The organism is Psychromonas sp. 14N.309.X.WAT.B.A12 (assembly GCF_030397575.1).
Lineage (GTDB): Bacteria > Pseudomonadota > Gammaproteobacteria > Enterobacterales > Psychromonadaceae > Psychromonas.
Genome location: NZ_JAPNXS010000019.1, coordinates 1 through 25,118 on the forward strand (window position 1 = coordinate 1; position 25,118 = coordinate 25,118).

At 38.2% G+C, this 25,118-nt stretch carries 24 protein-coding genes; 9 read left to right on the top strand and 15 right to left on the bottom strand.

The genetic code is table 11. The features are described 5' to 3' along the window. Nucleotides 1-343: 343 nt before the first annotated feature. The 5 genes from OW492_RS16655 to OW492_RS16675 all read right to left on the bottom strand — a co-directional run bounded on the left by OW492_RS16655 (nucleotide 344) and on the right by OW492_RS16675 (nucleotide 4,985). A complete protein-coding gene (locus tag OW492_RS16655; RefSeq protein WP_290041618.1) occupies nucleotides 344-1,342 on the bottom strand; it encodes an alpha/beta fold hydrolase in 999 nt (332 codons plus the stop codon). 467 nt (nucleotides 1,343-1,809) lie between these two features. Beyond that, nucleotides 1,810-2,484, bottom strand: a complete 675-nt coding sequence (locus OW492_RS16660; RefSeq protein ID WP_290041620.1) for an ABC transporter permease — start codon at nucleotides 2,482-2,484, stop codon at nucleotides 1,810-1,812. Between the two features lie 2 nt (nucleotides 2,485-2,486). Then, nucleotides 2,487-3,227 (bottom strand): ABC transporter permease subunit, encoded by a 741-nt coding sequence (locus tag OW492_RS16665; RefSeq protein ID WP_290041621.1) that lies wholly within the window; start codon nucleotides 3,225-3,227, stop codon nucleotides 2,487-2,489. A 148-nt stretch (nucleotides 3,228-3,375) separates the two neighbouring features. Beyond that, the gene (locus tag OW492_RS16670) at nucleotides 3,376-4,149 is read right to left on the bottom strand and encodes an ABC transporter substrate-binding protein (protein WP_290041623.1); all 774 of its coding nucleotides are present in this window, start codon (nucleotides 4,147-4,149) and stop codon (nucleotides 3,376-3,378) included. Nucleotides 4,150-4,217: 68 nt separating this feature from the next. Beyond that, nucleotides 4,218-4,985, bottom strand: coding sequence for an ABC transporter ATP-binding protein (locus OW492_RS16675; RefSeq protein ID WP_290041624.1), 768 nt, complete (start codon nucleotides 4,983-4,985; stop codon nucleotides 4,218-4,220). A gap of 297 nt (nucleotides 4,986-5,282) precedes the next feature. On the opposite strand from OW492_RS16675, the gene OW492_RS16680 reads away from it, so the two are divergent. Beyond that, on the top strand, nucleotides 5,283-5,861 hold the full coding sequence (locus OW492_RS16680) for an acetate uptake transporter (RefSeq protein WP_290041625.1): 579 nt from the start codon (nucleotides 5,283-5,285) through the stop codon (nucleotides 5,859-5,861). 100 nt (nucleotides 5,862-5,961) lie between these two features. On the opposite strand, the gene rlmF is transcribed toward OW492_RS16680, so the two are convergent. From rlmF to hrpB, 5 genes are all read right to left on the bottom strand, one after another. Then, nucleotides 5,962-6,927 (bottom strand): 23S rRNA (adenine(1618)-N(6))-methyltransferase RlmF, encoded by a 966-nt coding sequence (rlmF, locus tag OW492_RS16685; protein ID WP_290041626.1) that lies wholly within the window; start codon nucleotides 6,925-6,927, stop codon nucleotides 5,962-5,964. Nucleotides 6,928-6,966: 39 nt separating this feature from the next. Beyond that, entirely contained in the window at nucleotides 6,967-7,722 is a 756-nt protein-coding gene (locus OW492_RS16690; protein ID WP_290041628.1) for a DUF3108 domain-containing protein, read from the bottom strand. Further along, entirely contained in the window at nucleotides 7,715-8,134 is a 420-nt protein-coding gene (locus OW492_RS16695) for a SufE family protein (protein ID WP_290041630.1), read from the bottom strand. The genes OW492_RS16690 and OW492_RS16695 overlap by 8 nt, the downstream gene beginning before the upstream one ends. A gap of 1 nt (nucleotide 8,135) precedes the next feature. Then, nucleotides 8,136-10,355, bottom strand: coding sequence for a penicillin-binding protein 1B (mrcB, locus tag OW492_RS16700; protein ID WP_290041632.1), 2,220 nt, complete (start codon nucleotides 10,353-10,355; stop codon nucleotides 8,136-8,138). Nucleotides 10,356-10,454: 99 nt separating this feature from the next. Then, nucleotides 10,455-12,935, bottom strand: a complete 2,481-nt coding sequence (gene hrpB, locus OW492_RS16705) for an ATP-dependent helicase HrpB (RefSeq protein WP_290041634.1) — start codon at nucleotides 12,933-12,935, stop codon at nucleotides 10,455-10,457. A 274-nt stretch (nucleotides 12,936-13,209) separates the two neighbouring features. Between hrpB and dksA the strand changes: the two genes are divergently transcribed. From dksA to OW492_RS16745, 8 genes are all read left to right on the top strand, one after another. Beyond that, nucleotides 13,210-13,659: an RNA polymerase-binding protein DksA gene (gene dksA / locus OW492_RS16710; RefSeq protein ID WP_113819424.1), complete on the top strand. Its 450-nt coding sequence runs from the start codon at nucleotides 13,210-13,212 to the stop codon at nucleotides 13,657-13,659. Nucleotides 13,660-13,728: 69 nt separating this feature from the next. Further along, nucleotides 13,729-14,622: a tRNA glutamyl-Q(34) synthetase GluQRS gene (gene gluQRS, locus OW492_RS16715; protein ID WP_290041636.1), complete on the top strand. Its 894-nt coding sequence runs from the start codon at nucleotides 13,729-13,731 to the stop codon at nucleotides 14,620-14,622. 308 nt (nucleotides 14,623-14,930) lie between these two features. Next, nucleotides 14,931-16,256 (top strand): polynucleotide adenylyltransferase PcnB, encoded by a 1,326-nt coding sequence (pcnB, locus tag OW492_RS16720; protein WP_290041652.1) that lies wholly within the window; start codon nucleotides 14,931-14,933, stop codon nucleotides 16,254-16,256. Beyond that, nucleotides 16,249-16,731, top strand: a complete 483-nt coding sequence (gene folK, locus OW492_RS16725) for a 2-amino-4-hydroxy-6-hydroxymethyldihydropteridine diphosphokinase (protein ID WP_290041637.1) — start codon at nucleotides 16,249-16,251, stop codon at nucleotides 16,729-16,731. Before pcnB ends, folK begins: the two co-directional genes overlap by 8 nt. Nucleotides 16,732-16,791: 60 nt before the next feature. After that, the gene (gene panB / locus OW492_RS16730) at nucleotides 16,792-17,586 is read left to right on the top strand and encodes a 3-methyl-2-oxobutanoate hydroxymethyltransferase (protein WP_290041638.1); all 795 of its coding nucleotides are present in this window, start codon (nucleotides 16,792-16,794) and stop codon (nucleotides 17,584-17,586) included. A gap of 46 nt (nucleotides 17,587-17,632) precedes the next feature. Beyond that, on the top strand, nucleotides 17,633-18,487 hold the full coding sequence (gene panC / locus OW492_RS16735; RefSeq protein ID WP_290041640.1) for a pantoate--beta-alanine ligase: 855 nt from the start codon (nucleotides 17,633-17,635) through the stop codon (nucleotides 18,485-18,487). 69 nt (nucleotides 18,488-18,556) lie between these two features. After that, nucleotides 18,557-18,937 carry an aspartate 1-decarboxylase gene (panD, locus tag OW492_RS16740; protein ID WP_290041641.1) on the top strand — a complete coding sequence of 127 codons (381 nt, stop codon included), beginning with the start codon at nucleotides 18,557-18,559 and terminating at the stop codon, nucleotides 18,935-18,937. Nucleotides 18,938-19,104: 167 nt separating this feature from the next. After that, nucleotides 19,105-20,241 carry a glycerate kinase gene (locus OW492_RS16745; protein WP_290041642.1) on the top strand — a complete coding sequence of 379 codons (1,137 nt, stop codon included), beginning with the start codon at nucleotides 19,105-19,107 and terminating at the stop codon, nucleotides 20,239-20,241. Between the two features lie 52 nt (nucleotides 20,242-20,293). On the opposite strand, the gene OW492_RS16750 is transcribed toward OW492_RS16745, so the two are convergent. From OW492_RS16750 to OW492_RS16770, 5 genes are all read right to left on the bottom strand, one after another. Further along, nucleotides 20,294-20,917 carry a protein-methionine-sulfoxide reductase heme-binding subunit MsrQ gene (locus tag OW492_RS16750; RefSeq protein WP_290041644.1) on the bottom strand — a complete coding sequence of 208 codons (624 nt, stop codon included), beginning with the start codon at nucleotides 20,915-20,917 and terminating at the stop codon, nucleotides 20,294-20,296. A gap of 18 nt (nucleotides 20,918-20,935) precedes the next feature. Next, on the bottom strand, nucleotides 20,936-21,961 hold the full coding sequence (gene msrP / locus OW492_RS16755; RefSeq protein ID WP_290041646.1) for a protein-methionine-sulfoxide reductase catalytic subunit MsrP: 1,026 nt from the start codon (nucleotides 21,959-21,961) through the stop codon (nucleotides 20,936-20,938). Nucleotides 21,962-22,034: 73 nt separating this feature from the next. Further along, nucleotides 22,035-22,712: an SAM-dependent methyltransferase gene (locus tag OW492_RS16760; protein ID WP_290041647.1), complete on the bottom strand. Its 678-nt coding sequence runs from the start codon at nucleotides 22,710-22,712 to the stop codon at nucleotides 22,035-22,037. Further along, a complete protein-coding gene (locus OW492_RS16765) occupies nucleotides 22,709-23,482 on the bottom strand; it encodes an ABC transporter permease (RefSeq protein ID WP_290041648.1) in 774 nt (257 codons plus the stop codon). The genes OW492_RS16760 and OW492_RS16765 overlap by 4 nt, the downstream gene beginning before the upstream one ends. Continuing rightward, nucleotides 23,472-24,395: an ABC transporter ATP-binding protein gene (locus OW492_RS16770; RefSeq protein WP_290041650.1), complete on the bottom strand. Its 924-nt coding sequence runs from the start codon at nucleotides 24,393-24,395 to the stop codon at nucleotides 23,472-23,474. Before OW492_RS16770 ends, OW492_RS16765 begins: the two co-directional genes overlap by 11 nt. Nucleotides 24,396-25,118: the final 723 nt, after the last annotated feature.

Genomic DNA, 25,118 nt, shown 5'->3' on the forward strand with positions numbered 1-25,118 from the left:
TGAATTGGCTTGTTGTACTGCATCCATACTAAGGGCACGAATGGCATTAGCTAACGCTTGACGAGAAGGTAAACTTGAAGGCTTTGTTGACATTAATAACTCCAACACTAAAAAGGTTTTGAATAAAGTGAAGTCAGTGTAAGAAGTAAATAGGGATTAAAGTGAGATCTAGATCGACACAATGGTTAAAAGTATTCGCATAAAAAATCTATACACAAAATATGTTGTTTTTAACCACCTAGCTTAAAAATACAAGATATGACTGTGCTAAAATGATGCCCTAGCAAAACGATTGCTCGGCTAGGGCATTAATAATAAAAAATATCATTGAATAAAGTGATGATTAACTATTATAAATAAAGCGCTGGTTAAACTGTAGACTCGCATAATGAACAACACGATCACATACCCAACTTTCTAATTTCCAGTTTTTGATAAATGCGCAATGCCCGCCTTTCTCTTGCAAATCAACTGTTAACCAAGGAGAAGAGATTAAATCTTTTAATTGATGGGCTGGAATAATCGGATCATCTAAAGAGGTAATAATAGTACTGGGTATACTGAGTTTATTTAACGCATCACCCAATATAGAATAGCCACGTAGATATTCATCTGTACTATTAAAGTCAGTATGTTCAGTCACAAAGAATTGATTCATGGCATCTAAAGTATGCAATTTAGTTAAGGTTTCACCGTAGTTTAGGTGGCTATGATGTTTTAACTTCTCAGTCAATGAGCTCTTCCACCTTCTGACAAAATATTTTTGATAAATAGGAAAACCATTACTCAATACTTTCATGGTGGTTGGAGGGTCAAGTAAAGGACAAATTGCAATCGCTTGATCTAATTTTAAACCACACTCTTTTGCTAGATTAGCGACTCTTAAACAAAAATTGCCACCTAGAGAGTAACCACACAGTAAATTATGTTTACCACCGTATTGCGTACATAAATATTTCACAGCTTCAACTATTTCAAGCAAACTGACCGAGTTAAATATCTCTTTATTTAAATGTTGAGTTCCACCATGGTCTCTGAAATTTAAGCGAAAAACATCATAGCCATCATCTAACAACTTTTGTCCATTGGACAACATGTATAGAGAGTCAGTACAACCTTCCCAGCCATGTAAAATAATAGCAAGCCCTTTTGATTTTGAGGCAGTTTTAGATAAAGACCCTTGTAACTTAACACCTTGCGGAGTCGTGATAATTTCTGATTGAGCAGAAGCAATTAAAGCTGAGCAGCGCCTCTTCTCAAACCATTTACGAGGCCCAGTACTAGACAGAATAGATTGTATGTGCTGATTGGAAAGTCCTTTTGCCGGTATAAATTGATTCATTTGCTCTCACTCATTACCAATTAATTAACCCTAGACTAATTAACAAAGTTAACAGTTATATGACAAAACTCGCTGTATAATACCAATCACAGAATTAACTGACCTATTTTACTTGTTACAATAACTTCATTTTTCGTTGTAATTTCCGCAAATATAATAACGATTAAAGCTTCAACATTTTCCTATTAATTCTTTAATCGTTATTAACAAAGCTAATCGAAATTAATTTTCGAAAGGCTCAAATTACGCCTTAAACTAAGTCACTTTTTCTGCGCAAAATTTAGCACACTTATTGAATGTAATTGGTATAAAACTTCTTTTTAAAAAATAAATATAATACTTAAACCACGAGACTAAATCATCGGTTTATTGTGCAGTAGGGGGATTTAAAACATAGAAGTAAGACCAGTAAGCACAACAAAAGTTCGTCGGGCTTACTGCCATAGTATTAAGAATTTAACTCAACGTTAATTATGCTGGTAACTTTTTTCCCATAATTTAAATAGGTAAATAACAGAAAAAGTCAGGCACATGTATAACAGCCCTGCCGCTAAATAAGCTTCAAATGGCGCATAGTAACGCGCATTAACAACACGAGCCGTGCCAGTAATATCAACGATAGTCACCACACCAGCAATCGCACTACCATGGATCATAAAAATAATTTCGTTACTGTATGCCGGTAGCGCACGACGTAAAGAGTTAGGTAATGTGATGCGTCTTAATCGTTGCCAGCGGCTCATACCGTAAGCTTTAGCAGCTTCCAACTCACCAATCGGCATTGTACTGATCACACCACGAACGATTTCTGCGGTATAAGCACCTGTATTCAACGCGAAGGCTAATAACGCACAAAACCAAGCTTCTTGAAAGTAGTACCATAACCAACTGTCACGCAGTGAATCAAACTGTGCCGCACCATAGTAGATAAGAAACAGTTGTACTAATAATGGTGAGCCACGGAAAAAATACATGTAAGCCCAAACCGGTCCTTTAATAAACCAATTTGAATGACTACGTAAAATACCCGCAGGAATTGCTATCACCAAACCAATCAACAGTGATGCAGCGACCAACCAAGTGGTTGTCCATAACCCTTCTAAATAAAACGGGTATTCATTAAGAATAATTGAAAAATCCATGTCTATCTCGTTTGTATACTATATTTACGCTCTGCCCATTTCAGTGCAGAGGTAGAAACAGCGGTATAAAATAAAAATATTAACGCTACCACTAGGTAGAAAGTAAAGGGTTTCTGCGTTGAACCAGAAGCATCACCGGCAATCTTAACCATATCTTGTAAACCGATAATCGAGACGAGTGCGGTCGTTTTTAATAAAACTAACCAGTTATTACCTAGGCCAGGTAATGCATAACGCATCATTTGTGGGAACATCACACGGGAAAACCGTTTGTATTTATTCATGCCGTAAGCGGTAGCAGCTTCCAATTGCCCTTTATTGACCGATAAGATAGCACCTCGAAAGGTTTCTGCCATGTAAGCGCCAAAAATAAAACCAATGGTCACAATACCAGCAAAATACGGGCTGATATCAATATATTCAGGTAGATAAGCAGTCCACTCGTGGTCAGGGTAATAACCCGTCAGAGTTTCATTTAACCACTCATTTAAATTGTAACTCATATCATTGATCAATAACTGTCCACCAAAGAAGATGAGCAACATCAGAATCAAATCAGGAATACCACGAATAATCGTGGTGTAAAGCGTTGCGATACTTTTTAGTACTGTCGAGTGAGATAACTTAGCAAGGGCTGCTAATAACCCTAATACAACAGATAGCACTAAAGACAGCAAAGCCACTTGTAGTGTTAACCATGCACCTTCTAGAAAAATGTCTTGGTAACCGTATAAAGAAAACATATAAACTTCTTTTTAATAAATGCCAATATCATAGATAACGACTTGATTGACATAAAAAAAGGATGACACAACCGACAAAATATTAAAGTTGGCTGCTCATCCTCTCTATTTTAACGCAATGTGTTAATAATCATTAACACTCGCTATATTACTCTTGACCGTATACATCGAAAGTGAAGTATTGATCTTGGATTTTCTTGTAAGTACCGTTAGCACGGATAGCGTCAATAGCTTGGTTTAATTGCTCAGCTAAATCAGTATCTTGTTTACGAATTGCAATACCAGCACCGTAACCAAACCATTTTGGATCGTTTAACTTAGGACCAACAAATTCAAATTTATCGCCATCTTCTTTAGCTAATAGACCATCAGAAATCGCAGCTGAATCCGCCATTACATAATCAACACGGCCAGCTTTTAAATCTAAGTAAGCTTCATCAGCAGAACCGTAACGTTTGATTTTTGCAGATGGGAAGTTATCAGAGATGTATAGATCCATTGTTGTTGCACGTTGAACACCAATTTTTTTACCATTCATAAATGCTTCAGTACCTTCGTAAGCAGTACCTTTCTTAGCCACAAAACGTGCTGGAATATGTTGGTATTTTTTAGTGAATGCAACTTTCTTTTTACGCTCTTCAGTAATGTCCATTGTTGCAATGATCGCATCAAACTTACGACCTAGAAGTGCAGGAATAATGCCATCCCAATCTTGTTTTACTAAAGTACATTTCGCTTCTAATTCTGCACATAGCGCATTAGCAATATCAATATCAAAACCAGTTACACTGCCGTCTTCTTCTGTTTTACTAAACGGAGGGTATGCACCTTCTACGCCGATTCGGATCTGTTTCCATTCCTTTGCTTGTGCAGTATTAAATGCAAATGCAAACAGTGCGATTAATAGGCTAATTTTTTTCATGGTATTTCCTTATTTTATGATAAATGATTGTCTTTAGTAATATGCGAGACTTAATGTCCCGTATAAATTTAATACACAGTTGAAATAAACTGTTTAAAACGTTCTGAAGTTGGGTTAGTGAAGATATCTTCAGGCTTACCTTGCTCTTCAACCAAGCCTTGATGTAAGAATAAAACCTTATTCGATACATCTCTGGCAAATGCCATTTCATGTGTCACCACTAGCATAGTACGTCCCTCTTCTGCTAGGTCGCGCATAACCGTCAGCACTTCTCCTACTAATTCGGGATCTAATGCCGAAGTAGGTTCATCGAATAACATGACTTCTGGTTCAACAGCTAACGCACGAGCGATAGCAACCCGTTGTTGTTGTCCACCTGACAGTTGTTCAGGGTAGTAATCTTTACGTTCGTATAATCCAACACGTTGTAATAAAGCTTCTGCTTTTGCAATTGCCTCTTTTTTAGGCACACCTAATACATGAACAGGCGCTTCAATCACATTTTCTAGTACAGATAAATGCGACCAAAGATTAAATCCTTGAAAGACCATGGCTAAACGGCTGCGGATACGTTCAACTTGTTTAATTGAAACGGGTATTGCTCCACGTTTTTTATCTTGCTTCATTTTAATTAACTCACCGTTAACCAAAATATCACCAGATGTAGGCGTTTCCAATAAATTAACACAGCGTAATAATGTACTTTTACCTGATCCTGAAGCACCTAAAATAGAGATCACATCTCCTTTGTGGGCTTCTAAATCGACGCCTTTCAATACGTGATTATCAGCAAAAGATTTATGTAGGTTTTTAATCGATAGAGTAGGTACATTCATTAGTAATTATCATCATGGTTAAGCGGGTTCATTATATATTGTACCTAGTTTATTGAATGGATTAATAAAATTAACGCAATCTTTTACTCTGCACCAATGAACTAAAATGTACAATAAATTAATTTCCATTTCCTCTTAAAAATAAATCAATACTGCACACTTTTAGCATTTTTTACCTGAAATTGATGAAAAACAAAGCATATTGCGAATTTTTACGGATTTTCTTTACAAAATTTGAGCACATGGTATCTTGCGCGCGATCTCAACTCTATTAAATAATACAAAAAGGTAAATGACGTGTCACAATCAATTAATTACGCTAATCCCGCTCCGCTAGGTCTAATGGGATTTGGCATGACAACTGTACTGTTAAACATTCACAATGCAGGTTTCTTTCCAATCAGTGCAATGATTCTTGCGATGGGTTTATGTTACGGTGGTGCGGCACAAGTTATCGCTGGTATTTTAGAATTTAAAAAAGGTAATACTTTTGGTCTAACGGCATTTACTTCATACGGTTTTTTCTGGATCAGCCTAGTGGTTTTATTGCTATTCCCACAACTTGGTTTAGAAAGTGGTCCAACACAAGCAACACCACATGCATTCATGGCCTGGTACTTAGTGATGTGGGGAATCTTCACTGCATTCATGTTTATCGGTACTCTACGTGGTAACCGAGTATTACAATTCATTTTTGCTAGCTTAACGGTACTTTTCTTCCTACTTGCTATCCGTGATTTCACAGGTAATGAATTAATTGGTCGTATTGCTGGCTTTGAAGGTCTTATTTGTGGTTTCAGTGCAATTTACTTGGCTATGGCTGAAGTAATCAACGAACAATACGGTCGTACTGTCCTACCAATTGGTGAAAAGTAACTTTTATTAAAGAAGGTTATTACCCTAACTAAAAACCGAGCTATATCAGCTCGGTTTTTTTATGGGTGTTCGTTTTTAACAGGTCCCCCAAATATTCAACTTATACAAAAAATCCAATTCTCTGTTGTTCCGTTAAAAAACTCCATGCAATAAAACGACTGATTTTATGGCCTTGTGCCATCTCTACGACTTTGATGTCATGTGCATCACACTGCTTTAATAACTTCTTAATCGGAGCGACATTTTCACCTTTAGACAATAAACAGGTAAACCAACAGACCTGATCTTTGATGAGCGTGCTTTCCGTGACCATCTGTTTTACAAAGGCAATTTCACCACCAGCACAACTTAACTCATGCGCCTTACCCGCAAAATTTAATTCAGACTTTGCATTGGCAACCGCATTGACTGCTTTTTTACGCAAGTTTTTTTGTTTAAGTTGACTACCTGCAGCAGCATCCTCCATGGATGCATGAAAAGGTGGATTACACAAGGTAAAGGCAAAACGATCTGAGTTTTTTACCATGCCAGTTAAAATATGCTGTTTATTTTTTTGCTGACGTATGATTATTTTTTTACTGATATTTTGATTAGCCTTAACCAATAACGATGCCGTTTTTACCGCAAGGGAATCAATATCTGCGCCGACAAATGACCAATCGTAACTTCGACTTCCTAAAATAGGATAAATACAATTCGCACCGCAACCAATATCCAAGCCTTTTATCTGAGAACCTGTAGGTACTTCATCATGAAAGCTATCACTTAATAGGTCAGCAATATAATGGAGGTAGTCAACCCTCCCAGGAATCGGTGGACATAAGTAACCGTCTGGAATTTGCCAAAAGGTAATGTCGTAAAAATATGCTAATAACGCTTTGTTTAATAACAAGACCGATTGAGGATCACTGAAGTTAATACTTAACTCACCTTTTGGATTGGTGATCACATGAGGTTTCAGTTCAGGGCAAGCTGCCATTAAATTAACAAAGTCGTACTGCCCTTGGTGTAAGTTACGTGGGTGTAAAGTTAGTTTTACTATATTTTTTGTTTTTTCAGTGTTCACAATGGAATCCATGGAATGACGTATAATATAAATAATTGCTTAAAAATCAGTACGGTAATCCACTAATCCACCACTGATATCTAACACTTTCCGCTGATATTCAAACTTAACCATTTGGTGATTAAATTGCGGTGCAAACCAGGCAATAAACGTACGATCTTTCTTTCTAACTTGTTGCACACGGTAAGCTTCTAACTCGCCGAATTTAGTTTTAATCGTCTCTTTACCTTTTAACTCAAAAAAGTAATGTGCAATATCATCCGATGTTTGCATATAAAATTCAAAATCGGTTTGCCCAGATTTGAGCCCTTCGCTAATTTGTAAATTAATGGTATTGAAATCAACAATTGGACCTTCAGGATTACTGTATTCCGTTCGTTCACCATTATTAACAATCACAGAGTTACGACCGTTTTGGTCAAAGTTAGCAGTCATATTAACCGTACTGAAACCACTGCTTTTCCGAAAGAACGCACTACTCAAAAAGCGTTGCTCTTGCTCACTCCAATAAATATCAGATTGTTGATTACCGCCAAATGAAAACAATAAAAATGAAAAGTCGGCATCAGACTCAACCACAACTTGATTGCCAGTCCAATGATACTCTTGCTTCATTTGCCCTATAGACAACCCTTTATAAAAAACATCGTAGGTATAACGTTGATTAGGGGGCGTTTGTTGAATCGAAGTTTGTGCAACTTCATTCTGTTGCTCATTGTTCTCAGAAGCAACGTTAGCCATTCCTGATAGTGAAAACAATAAACTAAATAAAGTGATATATCGTTTGTTAATCAAGATGATTAACTCCTTTAATAGTGTTGATAATGGTAAAAAGGCCATTACTTCGAGAAGGACTTAAATGGTTTAGTAACCCTAATTGTGCAAATAGTTCATCGCAATCGATTAAAGCAATCTCTTGTGCTGTTTTATTATTAAAGATAATTGTCACAATTTGCATTAATCCTTTTACTACTCGGGTATCACTATCCATGATAAAAGTATAAAGCCCCTGTTGTTCAGAATAAGTTAACCAAGCCTTGCTTTCACAGCCTTTTACTTGATTTGATTCTATTTTTAAATGTGCTGGAAAAGGCGTTAATACCTTTCCAAGCTGTATAATTAAACGATACTGAGCATCCCAACTTTTATTCTCTGAGAATGCAGTTTTTAAGTGTTCAAATTGCGTAATAGAGGTTAATTCTTGCACTTTACTGCCCTACCTTTTGTTTCATGTAACCTGAAAATAAAACTAACGCACCACTACTGCCAGTTAGTTCTGCACTTTTGTTATTGTCTTTACCCACCCAAGTGGTCACGACTTCATCTTGGTCAAAACCAACAAACCAACTATCGTTAAGGTTATTAGTCGTCCCAGTTTTACCAGCGAAGTTTTGTCCAGGGTTGCGCCAACGTAAGCTTCTAGCTGTCCCTTCTGTAGTGACTTTATGTAATGCACTTGATAGTTGATTCACCGCTGTACTTGAAAATATTTGTCGCGCTGCAGGGCTACGCTGATACAAGGGAATACCATCACTAGAAACAATAGTACGGATCATAGTCAACGGTTTATAGATACCACGCATGCCAATGGGTTGATACATTTGTGCAACTTCAAAGGGAGATAAAGACAAACTTCCCAGTACTAAAGAGGGATAAGCTTTGATTTTTTGCTCTACGCCCATCGCATGTAAACTATCAATGACGTTACTTAAGCCAATTTGCATGCCTAGGTTTACCGTAGGGACATTCAAAGAACTCACTAATGCTTGCTCTAAGCTTACTTGCCCACGAAACTTCCGGTCATAATTCTTTGGTCTCCAGCGTTGCCCAGTACTGTTTTTAAGCACAATTTCTTTGTCATTTAAGATATCCGTTAGACTATAACCATTATCTAACGCCGTTAAATACACGGCAGGTTTAACTAAAGAGCCAATAGGTCGACTGGCATCTAATGCTCGATTGAAACCACTAAATTTGACATCTTTACCTGACACTAAGGCGCGGACTTCAGCATATTGACGATCAGTGATCACCATCGCTCCCTGCAGATCATCTTGCCCTTTTTTCTGTACTTTTTTAATGCCGCTTTGAATCGCTATTTCAGCATTCTTTTGCGCCAAAGGAGAAATAGAAGTAAAAATTGATAAACCACTTTGCTTACGAATCGAAGCCGGTACATTACTCACTAATTCACGGTTTAATAAACTAACAAAAGCAGGATTCGCACGATTATTTAATGCCTTTGCACCACTTAAATTTAAGGGGCTATTAACCGCAATACGGTATTGTGCTGTATTGATATAGTTATGCTCTAACATTAAGCGTAATACTAAGTCTCGACGGGCTAATGCCCGTTTAGGGTTACGTCTTGGGTTGTAATAGGATGGCCCTTTAATAATAGCCACCAGCAATGCAACTTGCTCAACACGTAATTCATCAATGGGACGAGCAAAATAATAATCACTGGCTAGACCAACACCATATACCCCCGTTGCACCATTTTGAGCAAGATAGACTTCATTTAGGTAAGACTCTAGTATTTTATCTTTACTGTATTTATGGTCGATCAAGACCGCAATATAAGCCTCTTGAAATTTACGCCATAAACTACGCTCCTGTGATAAAAATAGGTTTTTAGCCAACTGTTGCGTCAAGGTACTGCCACCTTGTACTGTTCGTCCTGCTTTCATATTCACCATAAAAGCACGTAAAATGGCAAAGGGTGATACCCCTTGATGATGATAAAATTCGCGATCTTCCATTAATATTAAGGTATTAACTAACAGATCAGGGATCTTTTGAAATGGTACAAACACACGGTCTTGTATCTGTTTACTGTTCAATCTATCTAATAACAAAGGATCTAAACGAAATTCAGCAATCTCCCCTTGTCGCTTATTTAAGCTTGCAATACGATTACCATCAAAAGAGACACTGACAATCGCGGCCGCTTCAGCACGATCAGGAAAGTCGAAAGCACGGCGGTAGATAGTCACTTGATTACCATTCACTGCAAATTGCCCTGCGCTTTCAATCCGTTGTACTGCTCGATAGTTAAGTAATTTCAATTCACTGACTAAAGCGCTTTGTGCTAATGGCTCATTAACTTTCAACAATAATGGGCGAGCATAAAGTGTAGCTGGCAAATCCCATGTTGAACCATCAAGACGGTTTTCCACTTTTTTATCAAAATAGATACCAGCAATAACAATAAAAGCAATAAAAGCCAATGTTGCTTTCCAAGTAAATGACCAAACTGCTTTTAATATACGGTGTTTAAGCGGTGCTTTTATCGGCTTACGCACTGTTTTCTTTCGCGTACTTGTGTTTTTTTTGGCGGTACTTTTTGTTGTGTTGGTTTTAGTATTGGTTTTAGCAGCGGTTTTCGGCTTGTCTACCGTGCCTTTTTTTTGTGGTGTTTTTGCCATAACAGATTTAATTAACTCAATTTAATATAATAGATAATTCAGTGAATAATATTTCACTCATCAATGCGCCGCTCATACTACTTAGTTTATGCGCTGATATCACCCCATAGATAGATGCTTTTTAGTTTTACGTGTAGCAACAGCAGTGGCTGGGTTATCAGGCCAATAATGTTTTGGGTAGCGTCCTTTCATCTCTTTTTGTACTTCCAGATAAGCCCCCACCCAAAATGATTGTAGGTTTTGGGTTAATTGTAATGGTTTCATTGCAGGTGAAAGTAACGCCAGTTGTACTTGAATACGCCCATCTAAAATAGTGGGTGTCTGCGCTTGTCCATACAACTCTTGCATTTTTACTGACAATAAAGGTAATTGCTTATCGCGATATTGCAATTTAATGGCAGAGCCCGTGGGCACGGTAATTGTGACTGGGAAGTCTTTTTCAAATCGTTGTTGTTGTGCCCATGTTAAACGGGATAATAAAGCACTTTTCAGATCAATTTTCTTAAATTGATCTGGGTGCTGCACATCAATACAAAAAGGGGCTAACCATTGATCTACAGAATCAATTAATGCCTGTTCATTAAATTCGGCAAATTCTGCTAGATGGAATTCACTATATTGTTGAGATGCATAGTTTAATCGCATTAATAAGGCTTTATTCGCATCGCTCCAATATAACATTGATAACCCGACTTGGCGTAGACCGTTCAATAACGCTTGTAATTTTTGTTGCTTAGTCACTTTAGCCAACGGCACTTTGTTAAGGGTTATTTTTCCTGACATTAAGCGGCGTTCAGCAATTAGTTTATTTTCTTTTAATGACCAACAAAGATAATCCTCATGGTTTAGGTAATGGGCAAGATGCGCTTTAATATCTATCAAGCTCACCGCTGCAGCTTTGAAAATAATGCTATTTGCTCTTTGTTCAGATAAAGCAAGATCGGTCACCACTAACATTTCTTCACCAATTAACGAAGAGTGCGCAGACAAATGAGCCCCAGCACCATTACTGAGTAAATAATCTTGTTGTTGATTTTGCCCACGGCATAAGGCGATCCGATCCGGAAAAGCGATAGCTAATAATAATCCACAATACGCGCGCGGTAATTGCGCAGATGCTTTAGCCGCACATTTTTTCAGTAATACTCGATACTGCTGATTAACTGAATAAGATAGTTTATCCAATGCACTATTAATGTCATCGCTGCTTTTTTCATTACTTTCTATTAATGCAGCCAGTAAACAGGCTAACGCCACTACTCCCGATTCATTTAATGAAGTTTCCAATTGCTTAGCAGCAATCAACATCGCGCCTAAACGAGGACTTAAACCAAAATCAATAATGCGATTACCTAACTGAGTACAACGGCCTCTTTCATCAATTGCATTAAGTTTTTGTAGTAACTGAAGAGCCACTTCTACATTACGTGCATTCGGTTGCGTTAAAAATGGCAGTTGTTCAGGGTGAGTAACTCCCCAGGCACTTACTTCTAACATTAAATCGGTCAGTTCGCTTTGTATAATGGGCGCTTCGTTTTGCGATCTTAAACGCGTTTCTTTAGACCATAATCGATAACAGGTCCCTGCACTAAGTCGCCCTGCGCGGCCTGCACGTTGTATTGCACTGGCTTCACTGATCATCTGATCTTTTAATTTTCCGATACCCGTATGGGATTGAAATTGAAAACTTCTTTCACGTCCAGAATCAACCACCACTGTGATACCATCAATCGTTAAACTGGTTTCTGCAATATTAGTCGATACCACTATTTTTCGTTTACCCAGTGGTGGAGATTGGATCGCAAGCTGCTGCTCATCTAAACTCAATCGACCATATAAAGGCGCCAACAGCACTGGTAAATGATGTTGTTCAATCCAGGTTTGTAATGCTTGGCAACACTGTAAAATCTCTTTCACGCCAGCAACAAACACCAAAATATTACCACTTTGCTGCTGAAAGGCCTCTTTGACTAACGCGACTAATGCACTTTGTTGCTCAGCTTTGGTACTTAATTTTCCGTTATAATAGATATAATCGATGGGGAAGGCTCGTCCTTCACAGCTAACATAACCGGCATTGGGCAAATGTTGCTGTAAAGCCTGATTGTCTAATGTTGCAGACATTATTAATATACTGAGATTATCTCGTAGGTTTTCTTGCACATCTAAACAAAAAGCTAATCCTAAGTCCGCATGTAGATTACGCTCATGAAACTCATCAAAAATAACCAAGTCAATCCCCGTGAGCTCAGGATCTTTTTGTAATAAACGAATTAAAATTCCCTCGGTGACTATTTCTAATTTTGTTTCTGCACTAACTTTAGATTCACCTCGTAAACGGTAACCTACTCTCCCACCGACTTTTTCACCAAGCTGTTCGGCTAAATAATAAGCAATGTTACGAGCTGCTAAACGCCTTGGTTCTAGCATGATAATTTTGCCGCTAAAAGCAGCACTATTTAGCAGAGCTAAGGGTAAGAAGGTAGACTTACCAGCACCAGGTGGCGCTTGTAAAATCACTTGTGAATGCACAGTAAGTTGACGCTGTAATTCAGCAAATACTGTTTGAATAGGTAACATAAGATGACAACCCTTAACCACAAAAACCGATACTAGAAATAAATAATAAAAAACAGGGTTATTTAACGCATTGTGAGCAAAATGCAAAAATAAGACCACAACTTCACAATATGTAACTCTTTATTTGACTTTATTAAATATGCTTGCTATAGATACCGCCGAAAAAAAACTGATGCCACTATCTTAGCAAAGTTTGTTCAACCAATTGTTTATATTTATCACCGTTTTAATGCGTTTAAAGATGATTTAAGTTGCATCACTGGAAGGAAAGTTTATGCCTGCTAATACAAGCAAGAAAACACTCGGTATTTTAGCTATTGCTGGAGTGGAGCCATACCAAGAGAAACCTGGCGAAGAGTATATGGGTAAAGAGCAACGCGCACACTTTACTAATATTCTCACAGCTTGGACAACACAACTACGTGAAGAAGTAGACCGCACTGTAGATCACATGAAAGATGAAGCATCTAATTTCCCTGATCCTGTTGACCGTGCTACACAAGAAGAAGAATTCAGCCTAGAACTTCGTGCTCGTGACCGCGAACGTCGTCTGATTAAGAAAATATCAAAAACATTGAAAAAAATAGAAGAAGATGATTTTGGTTTCTGTGAATCTTGTGGTGTAGAAATTGGTATTCGTCGTTTAGAAGCCCGTCCTACTGCTGATTTATGTATCGACTGTAAGACACTTGCCGAAATTAAAGAAAAACAAAGCATTGGTTAATTAATACAATTAACTAAGCTTAAAACGGTTAGCGATTGCTAGCCGTTTTTGTTTATAGAGTATAAAAGATTGGATTCACAAACAGCTACATCTTACATTGGGCGTTTTGCACCTTCCCCCTCCGGCCCTTTGCATTTTGGGTCTTTAGTGGCAGCCGTTGGTAGTTACTTACAAGCTAAATCTCAATACGGACAATGGCAGGTACGCATCGAAGATATCGATCCACCACGTGAAGTAGCAGGTGCCAGTGAAGATATCTTAACAACCTTATTGGCGTATGGTTTACAGTGGGATGGGCCAGTCATCTATCAACACCAACAAAGTGCTAACTATGAGACAGTATTAACCTCATTGATTAATCAAGGCTTATGTTATGCTTGTTGTTGCACTCGAAAAATGATTAAAGAACAAGGTGGTTTGTACCCAGGAACATGTCGCGGCCTTAACAATCCCCTCTGTAATAACGCTCTGCGTATTAATTTACTGTCGATTACTCACAAACCGGCATACTTCGAAGATCAATTGCAGGGTTGCATAACTGTTGCACCATCAGACGTTGAAGACGATTTCATTATTAAACGTAAAGATGGTTTGTATGCTTATAACTTAGCCGTAGTAGTTGACGATATTGAACAAGGCATAACAGAGATTGTACGAGGCTCAGATTTAATCAGTACCACAGGAAAACAGCTGTGCTTGTATCATCTATTAGGTGCAAATAAACCTAATTATGTACATTTACCCGTTGCCGTTTCTTCACCTGGATTAAAACTATCTAAGCAGAATCATGCAACAGCCGTTGATGTATTAAACCCAATACCTACATTAAAAAAAGTACTGGATTTTTTAGGTCACCCTGTCCCAAATAATGTTCCACAACAAAGTTGTAGTGATATTTTAAGTTGGGCAATACAACACTGGTCGTTAGATAACGTCCCAAAACAAAGAGAAATTCAAATATAAGTTTAATATTCAGCCCTGTTGAGTTATCTCTTACAGATTTAAATAATTCGATAGATGAATAAATATTAACTAGGTAATGTAGTGTTTATGCGCAGTAAAGGTTATTTAATAAACGCTATAGTAGTGATATATAAATTTAATTTGTTTTTAAGCATCAGCGCACATAAAATAAGCGCACAATTTTTCAGACTAATTCCATCTAAGTAGATGCAGAGGATAGAGCTATTAAACGCTTAAGCAAACTGGTAAAAAAAGTATTTCAAAAAAAGAAAGCAACCGAACAGACTAAATCATTATCACAATATCGCATTCCACGTGAACAACATTCTATTTCACGTTCAGATATTGATGAAAATGCATTAAAGGTTCTTTATCGTTTACATAACGCGGGTTACCGTGCTTTATTAGTGGGTGGCGGCGTGCGCGATCTACTTTTAGGGTTAAAGCCAAAAGATTTTGATATCACTACCGATGCGACACCAGAACAAGTAAAAGCGCTTTTTAGAAATTGTCGTTTAATCGGTCGTCGTTTTCGTTTGGCACATATTCTTTTCGGACGTGAAATCATAGAAGTTGCTACTTTCCGTGGTCACCATGACGAAGCAGAACAAGACAAGCAAAAGGTAAAACAATCACAACAAGGCATGTTATTACGTGATAATGTTTATGGTTCACTAGAAGAAGATGCCGAGCGCCGTGACTTTACTGTCAATGCACTGTATTACGACATTGCAGACTTTTCGCTTTACGATTTCTGTGGCGGTATGGATGACTTAGCGCAGCGCCGTTTAACTTTAATTGGTGAGCCTGAAGTTCGCTATCGTGAAGATCCTGTACGCATGTTACGTGCCATTCGTTTTGCCGCAAAATTAGATTTATCTATCAGCGATGAGTGCGCAGAGCCAATTCGCCGTTTAGCTTCATTATTGCAAGATATTCCTGCTGCTCGCCACTTTGATGAAGTGATTAAACTTTTATTATCAGGCCAAGGTTTAGACACTTACCGTCTATTAAAAGAATACAAGCTACTACCTGTGTTATTTCCTATCCTATTTAAGGGTGGAGAAGACGATAAAGCGACTAAAATGATTGAACAGGCCTTAATCGATACTGATACACGTATTGCTGAAGGTAAACGAGTTACACCCGCTTATATTTACGCTGTGATGCTTTGGTACCCACTTGAGCAGCGCGCCCAAGAGATGAGCTTTGAAAGCGGGATTGAACTACACGATGCCTTTATGCTGGCAATGAATGAAGTATTGACCATTCAAGTGAAAACCATTGCTATACCTAAACGTTTCACCGCTGCTATTCGCGATATCTGGGTATTACAGCACCGCCTACCGCGGTTTGGTGGCAAACGAGCACAACGCGTTTATGCGCATGAGAAATTCCGTGCGGCCTTTGATTTCCTATCATTAAGAGCCCGTGTAGAGCAAAGTCGAGAGCTTGCTGAATTAACGGCTTGGTGGGAAGAGTACCAACTTCATAACAAGTTGCCTGAGCACAATAATGCGCGCAGCCATACCAACAAAGCAAAAGAATACAAACCGAATGCTGACAGAACAGCTAAAAAGCGTCGTTACAGTAAGCCTAAACGCAAACCAGCTGTGAGTAAAAATAATGATTAGTTACATCGCAATTGGTAGCAATCAAGCAGATCCAATTCAACAAGCTAAACAAGCGATCAGCGCATTGAACAATATTGCAGAAACAAGCTTAATTAGCTGCTCATCTCTGTATTGCAGCGCACCAATGGGCCCACAAGATCAACCTGACTATATCAATGCGGTTGCTGCAATAGACACTAATTTATCTCCAGTTGCTTTATTAGACGCACTGCAAGAAATTGAGCAATCACAAGGAAGGGAACGTAAAGAAGAGCGTTGGGGTCCTAGAACCTTAGACTTAGATATTCTGTTATATGCAGATCAAGTCATTAATGACCAACGCTTAACTATTCCCCACTATGGCATGCAGGATAGAGAATTTGTGCTTTATCCTTTATTTGAAATAGCACCTAAGTTGACCCTCCCCAATGGAACTTCTTTGATCGAGATGCTAAAAGATTGTGATAAAAATGGTCTGACCGCTATTACTGGTTGAATTAATTGATTACCCCAGTAAAATCATCCCCCAATTAAACACTGCTAGTTAGGAGCAATAATGGCTAAAGTAAGCGTTTCTCGTTTAGCTAAAATGAAACAAGAGCAAGAGAAAATTACCTGTATTACCGCGTATGATGCTAGTTTTGCGGCTATTTTTGATCAAGCTGGTATTCAAGTTTTATTAGTAGGTGACTCTCTAGGAATGGTATTACAAGGGCATGACTCTACACTACCTGTTACCGTTGAACATATCGCTTATCATACAGCAGCTGTTGCCAGTACGACTGAAAAATCATTAATCATTGCAGACCTACCTTTTATGTCTTATGCAACCCCAGAACAAGCATATAGCAATGCAGCAACATTAATGCGAGCAGGTGCTAACATGGTAAAACTAGAAGGTGGCGATTGGTTAAATGAATCGGTAATCGGCTTAGTGCAACGTGGTATTCCTGTTTGTGGTCATTTAGGGCTAACCCCTCAATCTGTTAATGTTTTTGGTGGTTATAAAGTACAAGGCCGTGCTGAAGCACAGGCAGACAAATTAGTTGAAGATGCATTAGCACTACAACAAGCTGGTATCCAATTACTCGTATTAGAATGTGTACCTGTAGCACTAGCTGAACGTGTGACAAAAGCGTTACACATTCCAGTTATCGGTATAGGTGCAGGAACAGAAACCGACGGACAAATATTAGTTATGCATGATGCCTTTGGCATTTCAGCAGGCTTCTGCCCTAAGTTCTCTAAGAACTTTTTAGTAGAAACAGGCGATATCCGTCGTGCAGTTGAACTATATAAAGAACAAGTAGAAAATAAAATATTCCCTGGTGCAGAGCATAGCTTTTATTAACACCAGCACCCTACTTAATGACGTAACGTATCAGTAAGAGTTAACAATGCAAGTAATCCAAGATCCTAAGCTATTGCGTATGGCAATATGTGATATCAAACAGCAGGGACAGCAAGTTAGTTTTATTCCAACTATGGGTAACCTACACCAAGGTCATTTAACCCTAGTTAAAGAAGGCCAACAACATGCAGATGTTTCTGTCGTCAGCATTTTTGTTAATCCATTGCAGTTTAACAATGCCAATGATTTAGCAAACTATCCTAAAACACTCGAAGAAGACTGTGCAAAACTACAACAAGCTGGGGTGGATATAGTATTCACGCCGTCTGCAGAAGTGATTTATCCAAATGGTTTAAATGCACAAACGTTTGTTGAAGTGCCTGGTGTATCGGATTGTTTAGAGGGTGAATTACGCCCAGGTCACTTTCGAGGTGTAAGTACCATAGTGGCTAAGCTATTTAATCTAGTACAACCTGATGTCGCCTGCTTTGGCGAAAAAGACTTTCAACAATTATGTGTGATTAAACAAATGGTCACAGATTTAGCGATGCCAATTGAGATCATTCCAGTACCGACTGTGCGTGAACCATCTGGGTTAGCGATGAGTTCTCGTAATGGTAAACTCTCAGCAAATGAAAAGTTAATTGCACCTAAAATTGCCGAAGTAATGAATCAACTGGGTCAACAGCTACCGCATAAGTGGGGGAGCTATAAACAACTGATTAAAGATGCTAGTCAAACGCTGGATCACTTAGGTTTTAAAACCGATAAAATTCATGTTGTAGACCCAATAACATTAGCGCCTTTGACTGCCGACAGTAAACAAGCTGTTGTGTTGATGGCAGCTTTCTTAGGAGAAACACGCTTAATTGACAACCTTATTGTTGATTTGCACCCTTAAAGTTTTTACTTTATAGTCGCCCTATTGAAAAAACAGACACATTTTAAATTTTAAAATTAAAGGTTTTGTATGAAAAAGACACTGCTAACAGGCAAGTTGCACCAAGCTCGCATTACTCACGCTGAATTAAATTATGAAGGTTCATGTGCAATCGATCAGGACCTTCTTGAGCAAGCCGGTATTTTAGAATACGAGCAAATCGAAATTTACAATATCGAAAACGGTGCACGCTTCTCTACCTATGCAATCGTAGGTGAGCGTGGTTCAAAAATCATTTCAGTTAACGGTGCAGCTGCACGTCAAGCTTGTGTAGGTGATCGTGTAATAATCTGTACTTACGCAGCTTTAGAAGCAGAAGAAATTGCAAGCCACAAACCAAGCCTAGTTTACTTGGACAAAGACAATAACATAGTTCGTACAAGTAAAGACGTACCTATTCAAGTTGCTTAATCTGACGCCATAAGTCATTAAGTATAGAGGCCGTTAACATTGATTGTTAACGGCCTTTTTTATTTCTCTAATAACTCATCTACTTATCCTCTTCCCTTTTTATCGGATCAACCGCAATAATGTGCTAACGTTAATAATAGGTATATTTATAAAGCAGAGGGATGAGCATGAAAATCGTTATCGCACCTGATTCGTATAAAGAAAGTTTAACTGCCAAACAAGTTTGCATCGCTATTGAAACCGGTTTTAAGAGAGTCTTTCCTGACGCACAATATGTATTAGTGCCGGTCGCAGATGGCGGTGAAGGTACTGTTCAATCATTAGTTGATGCTACTCAAGGACAAGTTAATAACCTACAAGTCACCGGGCCTATCGGTAAAGCCGTTGATGCTTTTTATGGTCTATTAGGTGATGACTCTAATACTGCTGTTATTGAAATGGCCGCAGCCAGTGGCTTACACCACGTACCAGAACACGCAAGAGATCCAAAAGTCACCTCGAGTTATGGTACAGGAGAGTTAATTAAAGCAGCTTTAAATGATGGTGCTCAAAGAATAATTATTGGATTAGGTGGCAGCGCGACCAATGATGGCGGTATGGGTATGATGAGCGCCTTAGGCGTTCGCTTCTTAGATGAAAACAACCAAGTCATTACTGCTAATGGTGCAGGGTTACAAGATATCGTAAAAATAGATATAGATGAAATGGACCCTCGTCTTCAAGCCTGTGAAGTGTTAGTTGCCTGTGATGTTGATAACCCTTTATGTGGTGAGCGTGGTGCCACACATGTTTTTGGCCCTCAAAAAGGGGCAACTGAGCAGGATATCGAACTCTTAGATAAGGCCTTACTTCATTATGGCCAATGCATACAACAACAACTCTCTATAAATGTATTAGAAACTGCTGGTTCAGGAGCTGCTGGCGGCATGGGAGCAGCACTAATGGCTTTTGCTAAGGCAACTTTAAAGCCTGGCATAGAGTTAGTGTTAGAAGCGGTTAAATTAAGCGAAGATATGAAACAGGCTGATTTAGTGATCACCGGTGAAGGCCGCATTGATCATCAAACAGTTTTTGGTAAAACACCTATGGGTGTGGCCAAGGTTGCCAAACAATTTTCTATTCCAGTAATAGGTATCGCTGGTAGTTTAGGAAAGGACCATCAAGCCGTGTATGAATGTGGAATAGATGCAGTGTTTGCTGCAGTCCCCGGTGCAATGACATTACAACAAGCCTTTGCTGACGCCAAAGTTAACGTTGAAAACGTCGCAGAAAATGTTGCTCAGCTATGGGCGCTAAAAAGTTAATAAATAATGATGCTGTGTGAAACTGATTTTACATAGCATCAATAAAAATCTATTATTTTTGGGCTTTGTTAAATACTGAAGAATATATGGATTTAAAATATTGGCGACGTTCACTTAACAAAATAAAACACAACGCAAAGTAAATGCTTGGCTCTATCACGCCAGATTTTACTGACCAATAGTAATGAACAGTACCCAAAATTAACGCCACATAAACCCATCTATGCAAGGTAAACCAAGCTTGCTTCATGCTACGTCTGATGGCGTTAATAGAAGTAATACTCAATAATAAAAGGATTGTTCCTGCTGCCATGCCTAACGTTAGATAAGGACGTTTAATAGTTTCTTCTATTAATAAACCCACTTTCCAGTTTAACTCTAACCAAAGAAATGCAGTAAAATGTAAACAGATCCAAGCAAAACTATATAACCCCAGCACCCTTTTTAACCTTAATAATAAAGGTTGCTTAAAACGCTTAGCAAGAGGCGTAATAGCGAGTGTAATCAATAGGTAATTCAACCCAGTTTTACCAAGAAAGTGAATCATCTCTTTAACAGGATCTGCCCCTAAGCGATTACTATCAATCAGTATATAAAAATATAACAAAGTAGATAATGATGCTAAATGAATAATCGCTTTCAGTAAGGTAATCGCTAATGGCGGAATCTTAGACATCTATATAATCAACCGCTATTAAAAGTAACGAGACAAGTTAATGCCTTTATACAAATCAGCCACTTCTTCTTCATAGCCATTAAACATCAAAGTCGGTTTTCTTGATTGTTGGAAAACATTACCTTCTCCAATAAAGCGCTCTGTCGCCTGACTCCAACGGGGATGATCTACATTAGGGTTCACATTAGCAAAGAAGCCATATTCATCAGGCCCAATCGCTTGCCAGGTATTAATAGGCGCTTTATCGGTCACAGTAATTTTAACTACTGACTTGATACTTTTGAAACCATACTTCCATGGCACGACTAAACGAATCGGAGCGCCATTTTGTGGTGCTAATGTTTTACCATATAATCCTACAGACATAAGCACTAATGGATTCATCGCTTCAGCAATCGTTAACCCTTCCACATAAGGGAAATTAATACTTCCCCCTACAAATCGAGACTTTTGACCACGCATCTGTTCAGGATCATAGACTGTTTCAAAGCGAACGAATTTAGCATTTGATTTAATACCAGCCTGTTTTAATAAGCTTGCTAAGGTAAAACCTAACCAAGGAATATTCATCGACCAGGCTTCTACACAGCGCATACGGTACAAGCGCTCTTCGATTTCAAATTTCTTTAATAGATCTTCATAGTTTAAGGTAATAGGGTTATCAACAAGCCCATCAATGGTTAGCGACCATGGATCAACTTTGAATTGTTGACCATATTCTGCTGGGTCTCCTTTACCGGTACCAAATTCATAGAAGTTGTTATATTCAAGGACTTTACTTTCTGGGGTCAAGCTAGTTAATGACTGGAAGTGAGTATTTTTTGTAAAGCTTAAAGGCATCCTTTGAAAAGTAGCATTTTCGCTTGCTTCACTACTGTTACCGGTAAAGATATCAAAAACACCAGCGCTTGCCGTTTTAGCAAAGGGTAAAGATAAAGCGGCAAGCCCCAATCCTTTCATTATATTTCGGCGCTCTTTATAAACCGACTCACTCGTTATTTGCGATTCTTTTAACTGTGATTTTTTAGTGTGTTTGATAAGCATATCTTTTCCTCACTTAATTGAATCAAGATAGACCTATAAAACACACATAATATTTCAATTAATTACAGGTATCTTATAAATCTGATAATAATCTAAGAGACTGCTGCCCGCTTGCCCAGTATTTTCTTTCAAAAGGAGTAATAGCCTGGTTAGCCCTATATACATCGATATGACTTTCAACATTCGCCAATGATAACGCCCTTTGAAACTCTTCAACGTAGGTAAACCAGTTACTTCTCAAGTCCAATTTTCCACCTAACTTAATAATAGAAGGAAACACTGCACTACCATGCCAGCGACGTTGTAAATGCTTCGCCTTTGGCCATGGATTTGGGTAAAGCAGATAATGGTGTGACAATGTCCATTCAGCTTCTACGGCTAAGCGCCAAAAATCATTTAGGTTAACTTGTAATAAACGATAGTTATCTAAGGTTTGGATCACTTGTTCATTATCACTTGGATGTTTTGATAATCTGTCAGCTGATTTGTCCATACCTAGCACAATTGCTTCAGGATGCGCATTAGCAATATGAAAAGTGCTTTCGCCCACCCCACAACATGAGTCAAAAATAATCGGCTTACCTTGTTGTTCAACCCACTTCTCGACCTCTTTAAAAGCTTCTAAGGTATGTGTTTGGTAAGGCTTTTTAAAATCATATTGTAAGTGCTTTAACACCACCTCATCGAGCTTTTCATTTAGACCTTGTTGATTGGATGTGATAACTCTTGAATCACCCGTAATATCAATCATGTACGTACACCTATGCCTTTTTGTAGAAGAATATAAAGAAGAGAGTAAGTGACTGTTATAAAGCTAAATATCACTACAAATGACCATATAATCGGCACATCAGACACACCTAAAAAACCGTAACGAAATGCATTAATCATATAAAACACAGGATTAAAGTGTGAAACACCTTGCCAAAAATCAGGCAGTAAAGATATTGAATAAAATACACCGCCAAGATAGGTTAAAGGCGTTAAAACAAAAGTAGGGATAATACTAATATCATCAAATGTTTTAGCGAATACTGCATTTAACAAACCACCTAAGGAAAATAAAATAGAGGTACATAAAACACTCGCAATCAATACAAAGATATTATGAATGTGCAAATCAACGAAGAATAGGGAAACTAGGGTTACAATGAATCCAACCATTAACCCTCGAGCAACACCGCCCCCCATATACCCCAAAATAATAAGATAATTTGGCACAGGAGCAACTAATAACTCTTCAATATTATGTTGTAATTTAGCACTAAAAAATGATGATGCGACATTAGAATAAGAGTTAGTAATCACCGACATCATGATCAAGCCAGGTACAATAAACGCCATATAACTAAAGCCATTCATTTCACCAATACGAGAACCTATTAAATTACCAAAGATAATAAAATATAAAGACATAGTGATTGCAGGTGGTACTAAAGTTTGTACCCAAATACGTAAAAACCGATTTGTTTCCTTTCTCCAAATACTTTTGACTGCGGTTAAATATTGTTTATTTAGCATCAATAACTCCATTTTTCACTAACTCTAAGAATAGCTCTTCTAAACGGTTAGATTTATTTCTTAAACTATTTACAGCAATGTCATACTCAGTTAACAAAGCAAATACTTGATTCAGTGATTGTGACTTTGGCAGCTCTAACTCTAAGGTACTGTCATCAATAGCCGTTAAGTTAAACTCATTACTACTTGGTAATTCGCTAAAATGATCAACATCTAAAATAAAAGTTTCATTATCTAAACGACTCAATAACTCTTTCATACTCGTATTAATCACTAATTCACCTTGATTAATAATGCCGATATTTCGGCATAAGTTTTCAGCTTCTTCTAAGTAGTGAGTGGTTAAAATAATCGTCACACCTTGTTGATTAAGCTCAGTTAAAAATGTCCACATTGAGCGCCTTAACTCAATATCAACACCTGCAGTAGGCTCATCTAAAATTAACAACCTAGGTTGATGCATTAATGCTCTGGCGATCATCAAACGACGTTTCATACCGCCAGATAACTCTCGTGCAGGTTCGTTACGTTTTTCCCATAAATCTAACTGCTTTAAGTATCTTTCTGCCCTGACAAAAGCTTCTTTACGGGGAGTGCCATAATAACCAGCTTGATTAACTAATATTTGTAAAGGTGGTTCAAATTGATTGAAGTTAAACTCTTGTGGCACCAAACCAATTTGGCTTTTAGCTTGTTCGAGTTGGGTGTCTAAGTCGTAGCCAAAGATATTCACTTTGCCAGAACTTTTATTAACTAACGAAGATATAATACCAATGGTGGATGACTTTCCTGCCCCATTAGGTCCCAGCAAAGCATAAAAATCACCTTCTTTAACCTGTAAAGAAACCCCTTTTAAAGCCGTAACACCGCCCTTATAGGTTTTGGTTATATTGTGAAGTTCAATTGCATTCATAACAATAAAGCCTTAATCAGTATTCACTCAAGTAATGAAATATAAGAAACATTACTGAATAAACAGAGTAAAAAATAAGGCAAGAATTGTAACATAAACTTACCCCCTACTAAGTGATTCTTAAGCGTAAACGAATAAACAATTACTGACAGTACAATAACAAGGGTAGTGGAACACATTGCCTAAGATGACAGGATTAGTCTTACAGATACTGAACGAATTAGGTCACAGTGAACAAACCAAGCTTAATATTGAGATTCTGGCCGAGTTAGGCGACAGTAATTAAACAAAGCTTAATATAAGGGCCGCTTGGCTTTAGCCTACTTGTTTTGGACTTAGGCTTTTGATTTACTCAATCCCATGTTGGATCGTTTATTCCTAGGGACTAATCGTCGAATACGATGATTAACTGCGATTAACCAATCAACACTTCATAAGTAACCCGAAATCAACACAAACAACTGCAGGCTGAAGCCAGCGCCCCTTAAAAGATGTGTCGTCAATTGATATATAAATAACGATAAACTCAGATATAGTCGAATTTTAGACATAAGAATACCTTCTCGATGTTAATCAACAGGGTTCGTTTAATGAGGTGCTTGGCGATGGAAAGTCGTCGCAGCGCTCCTCCGATCGTGGGCCATCGCTGTCGCGGATCCACCAGGGCACGCGGAGCTTAGCCCGCTCATAAACCGATACTGGCGTATCATTCGCCCCTAGCTA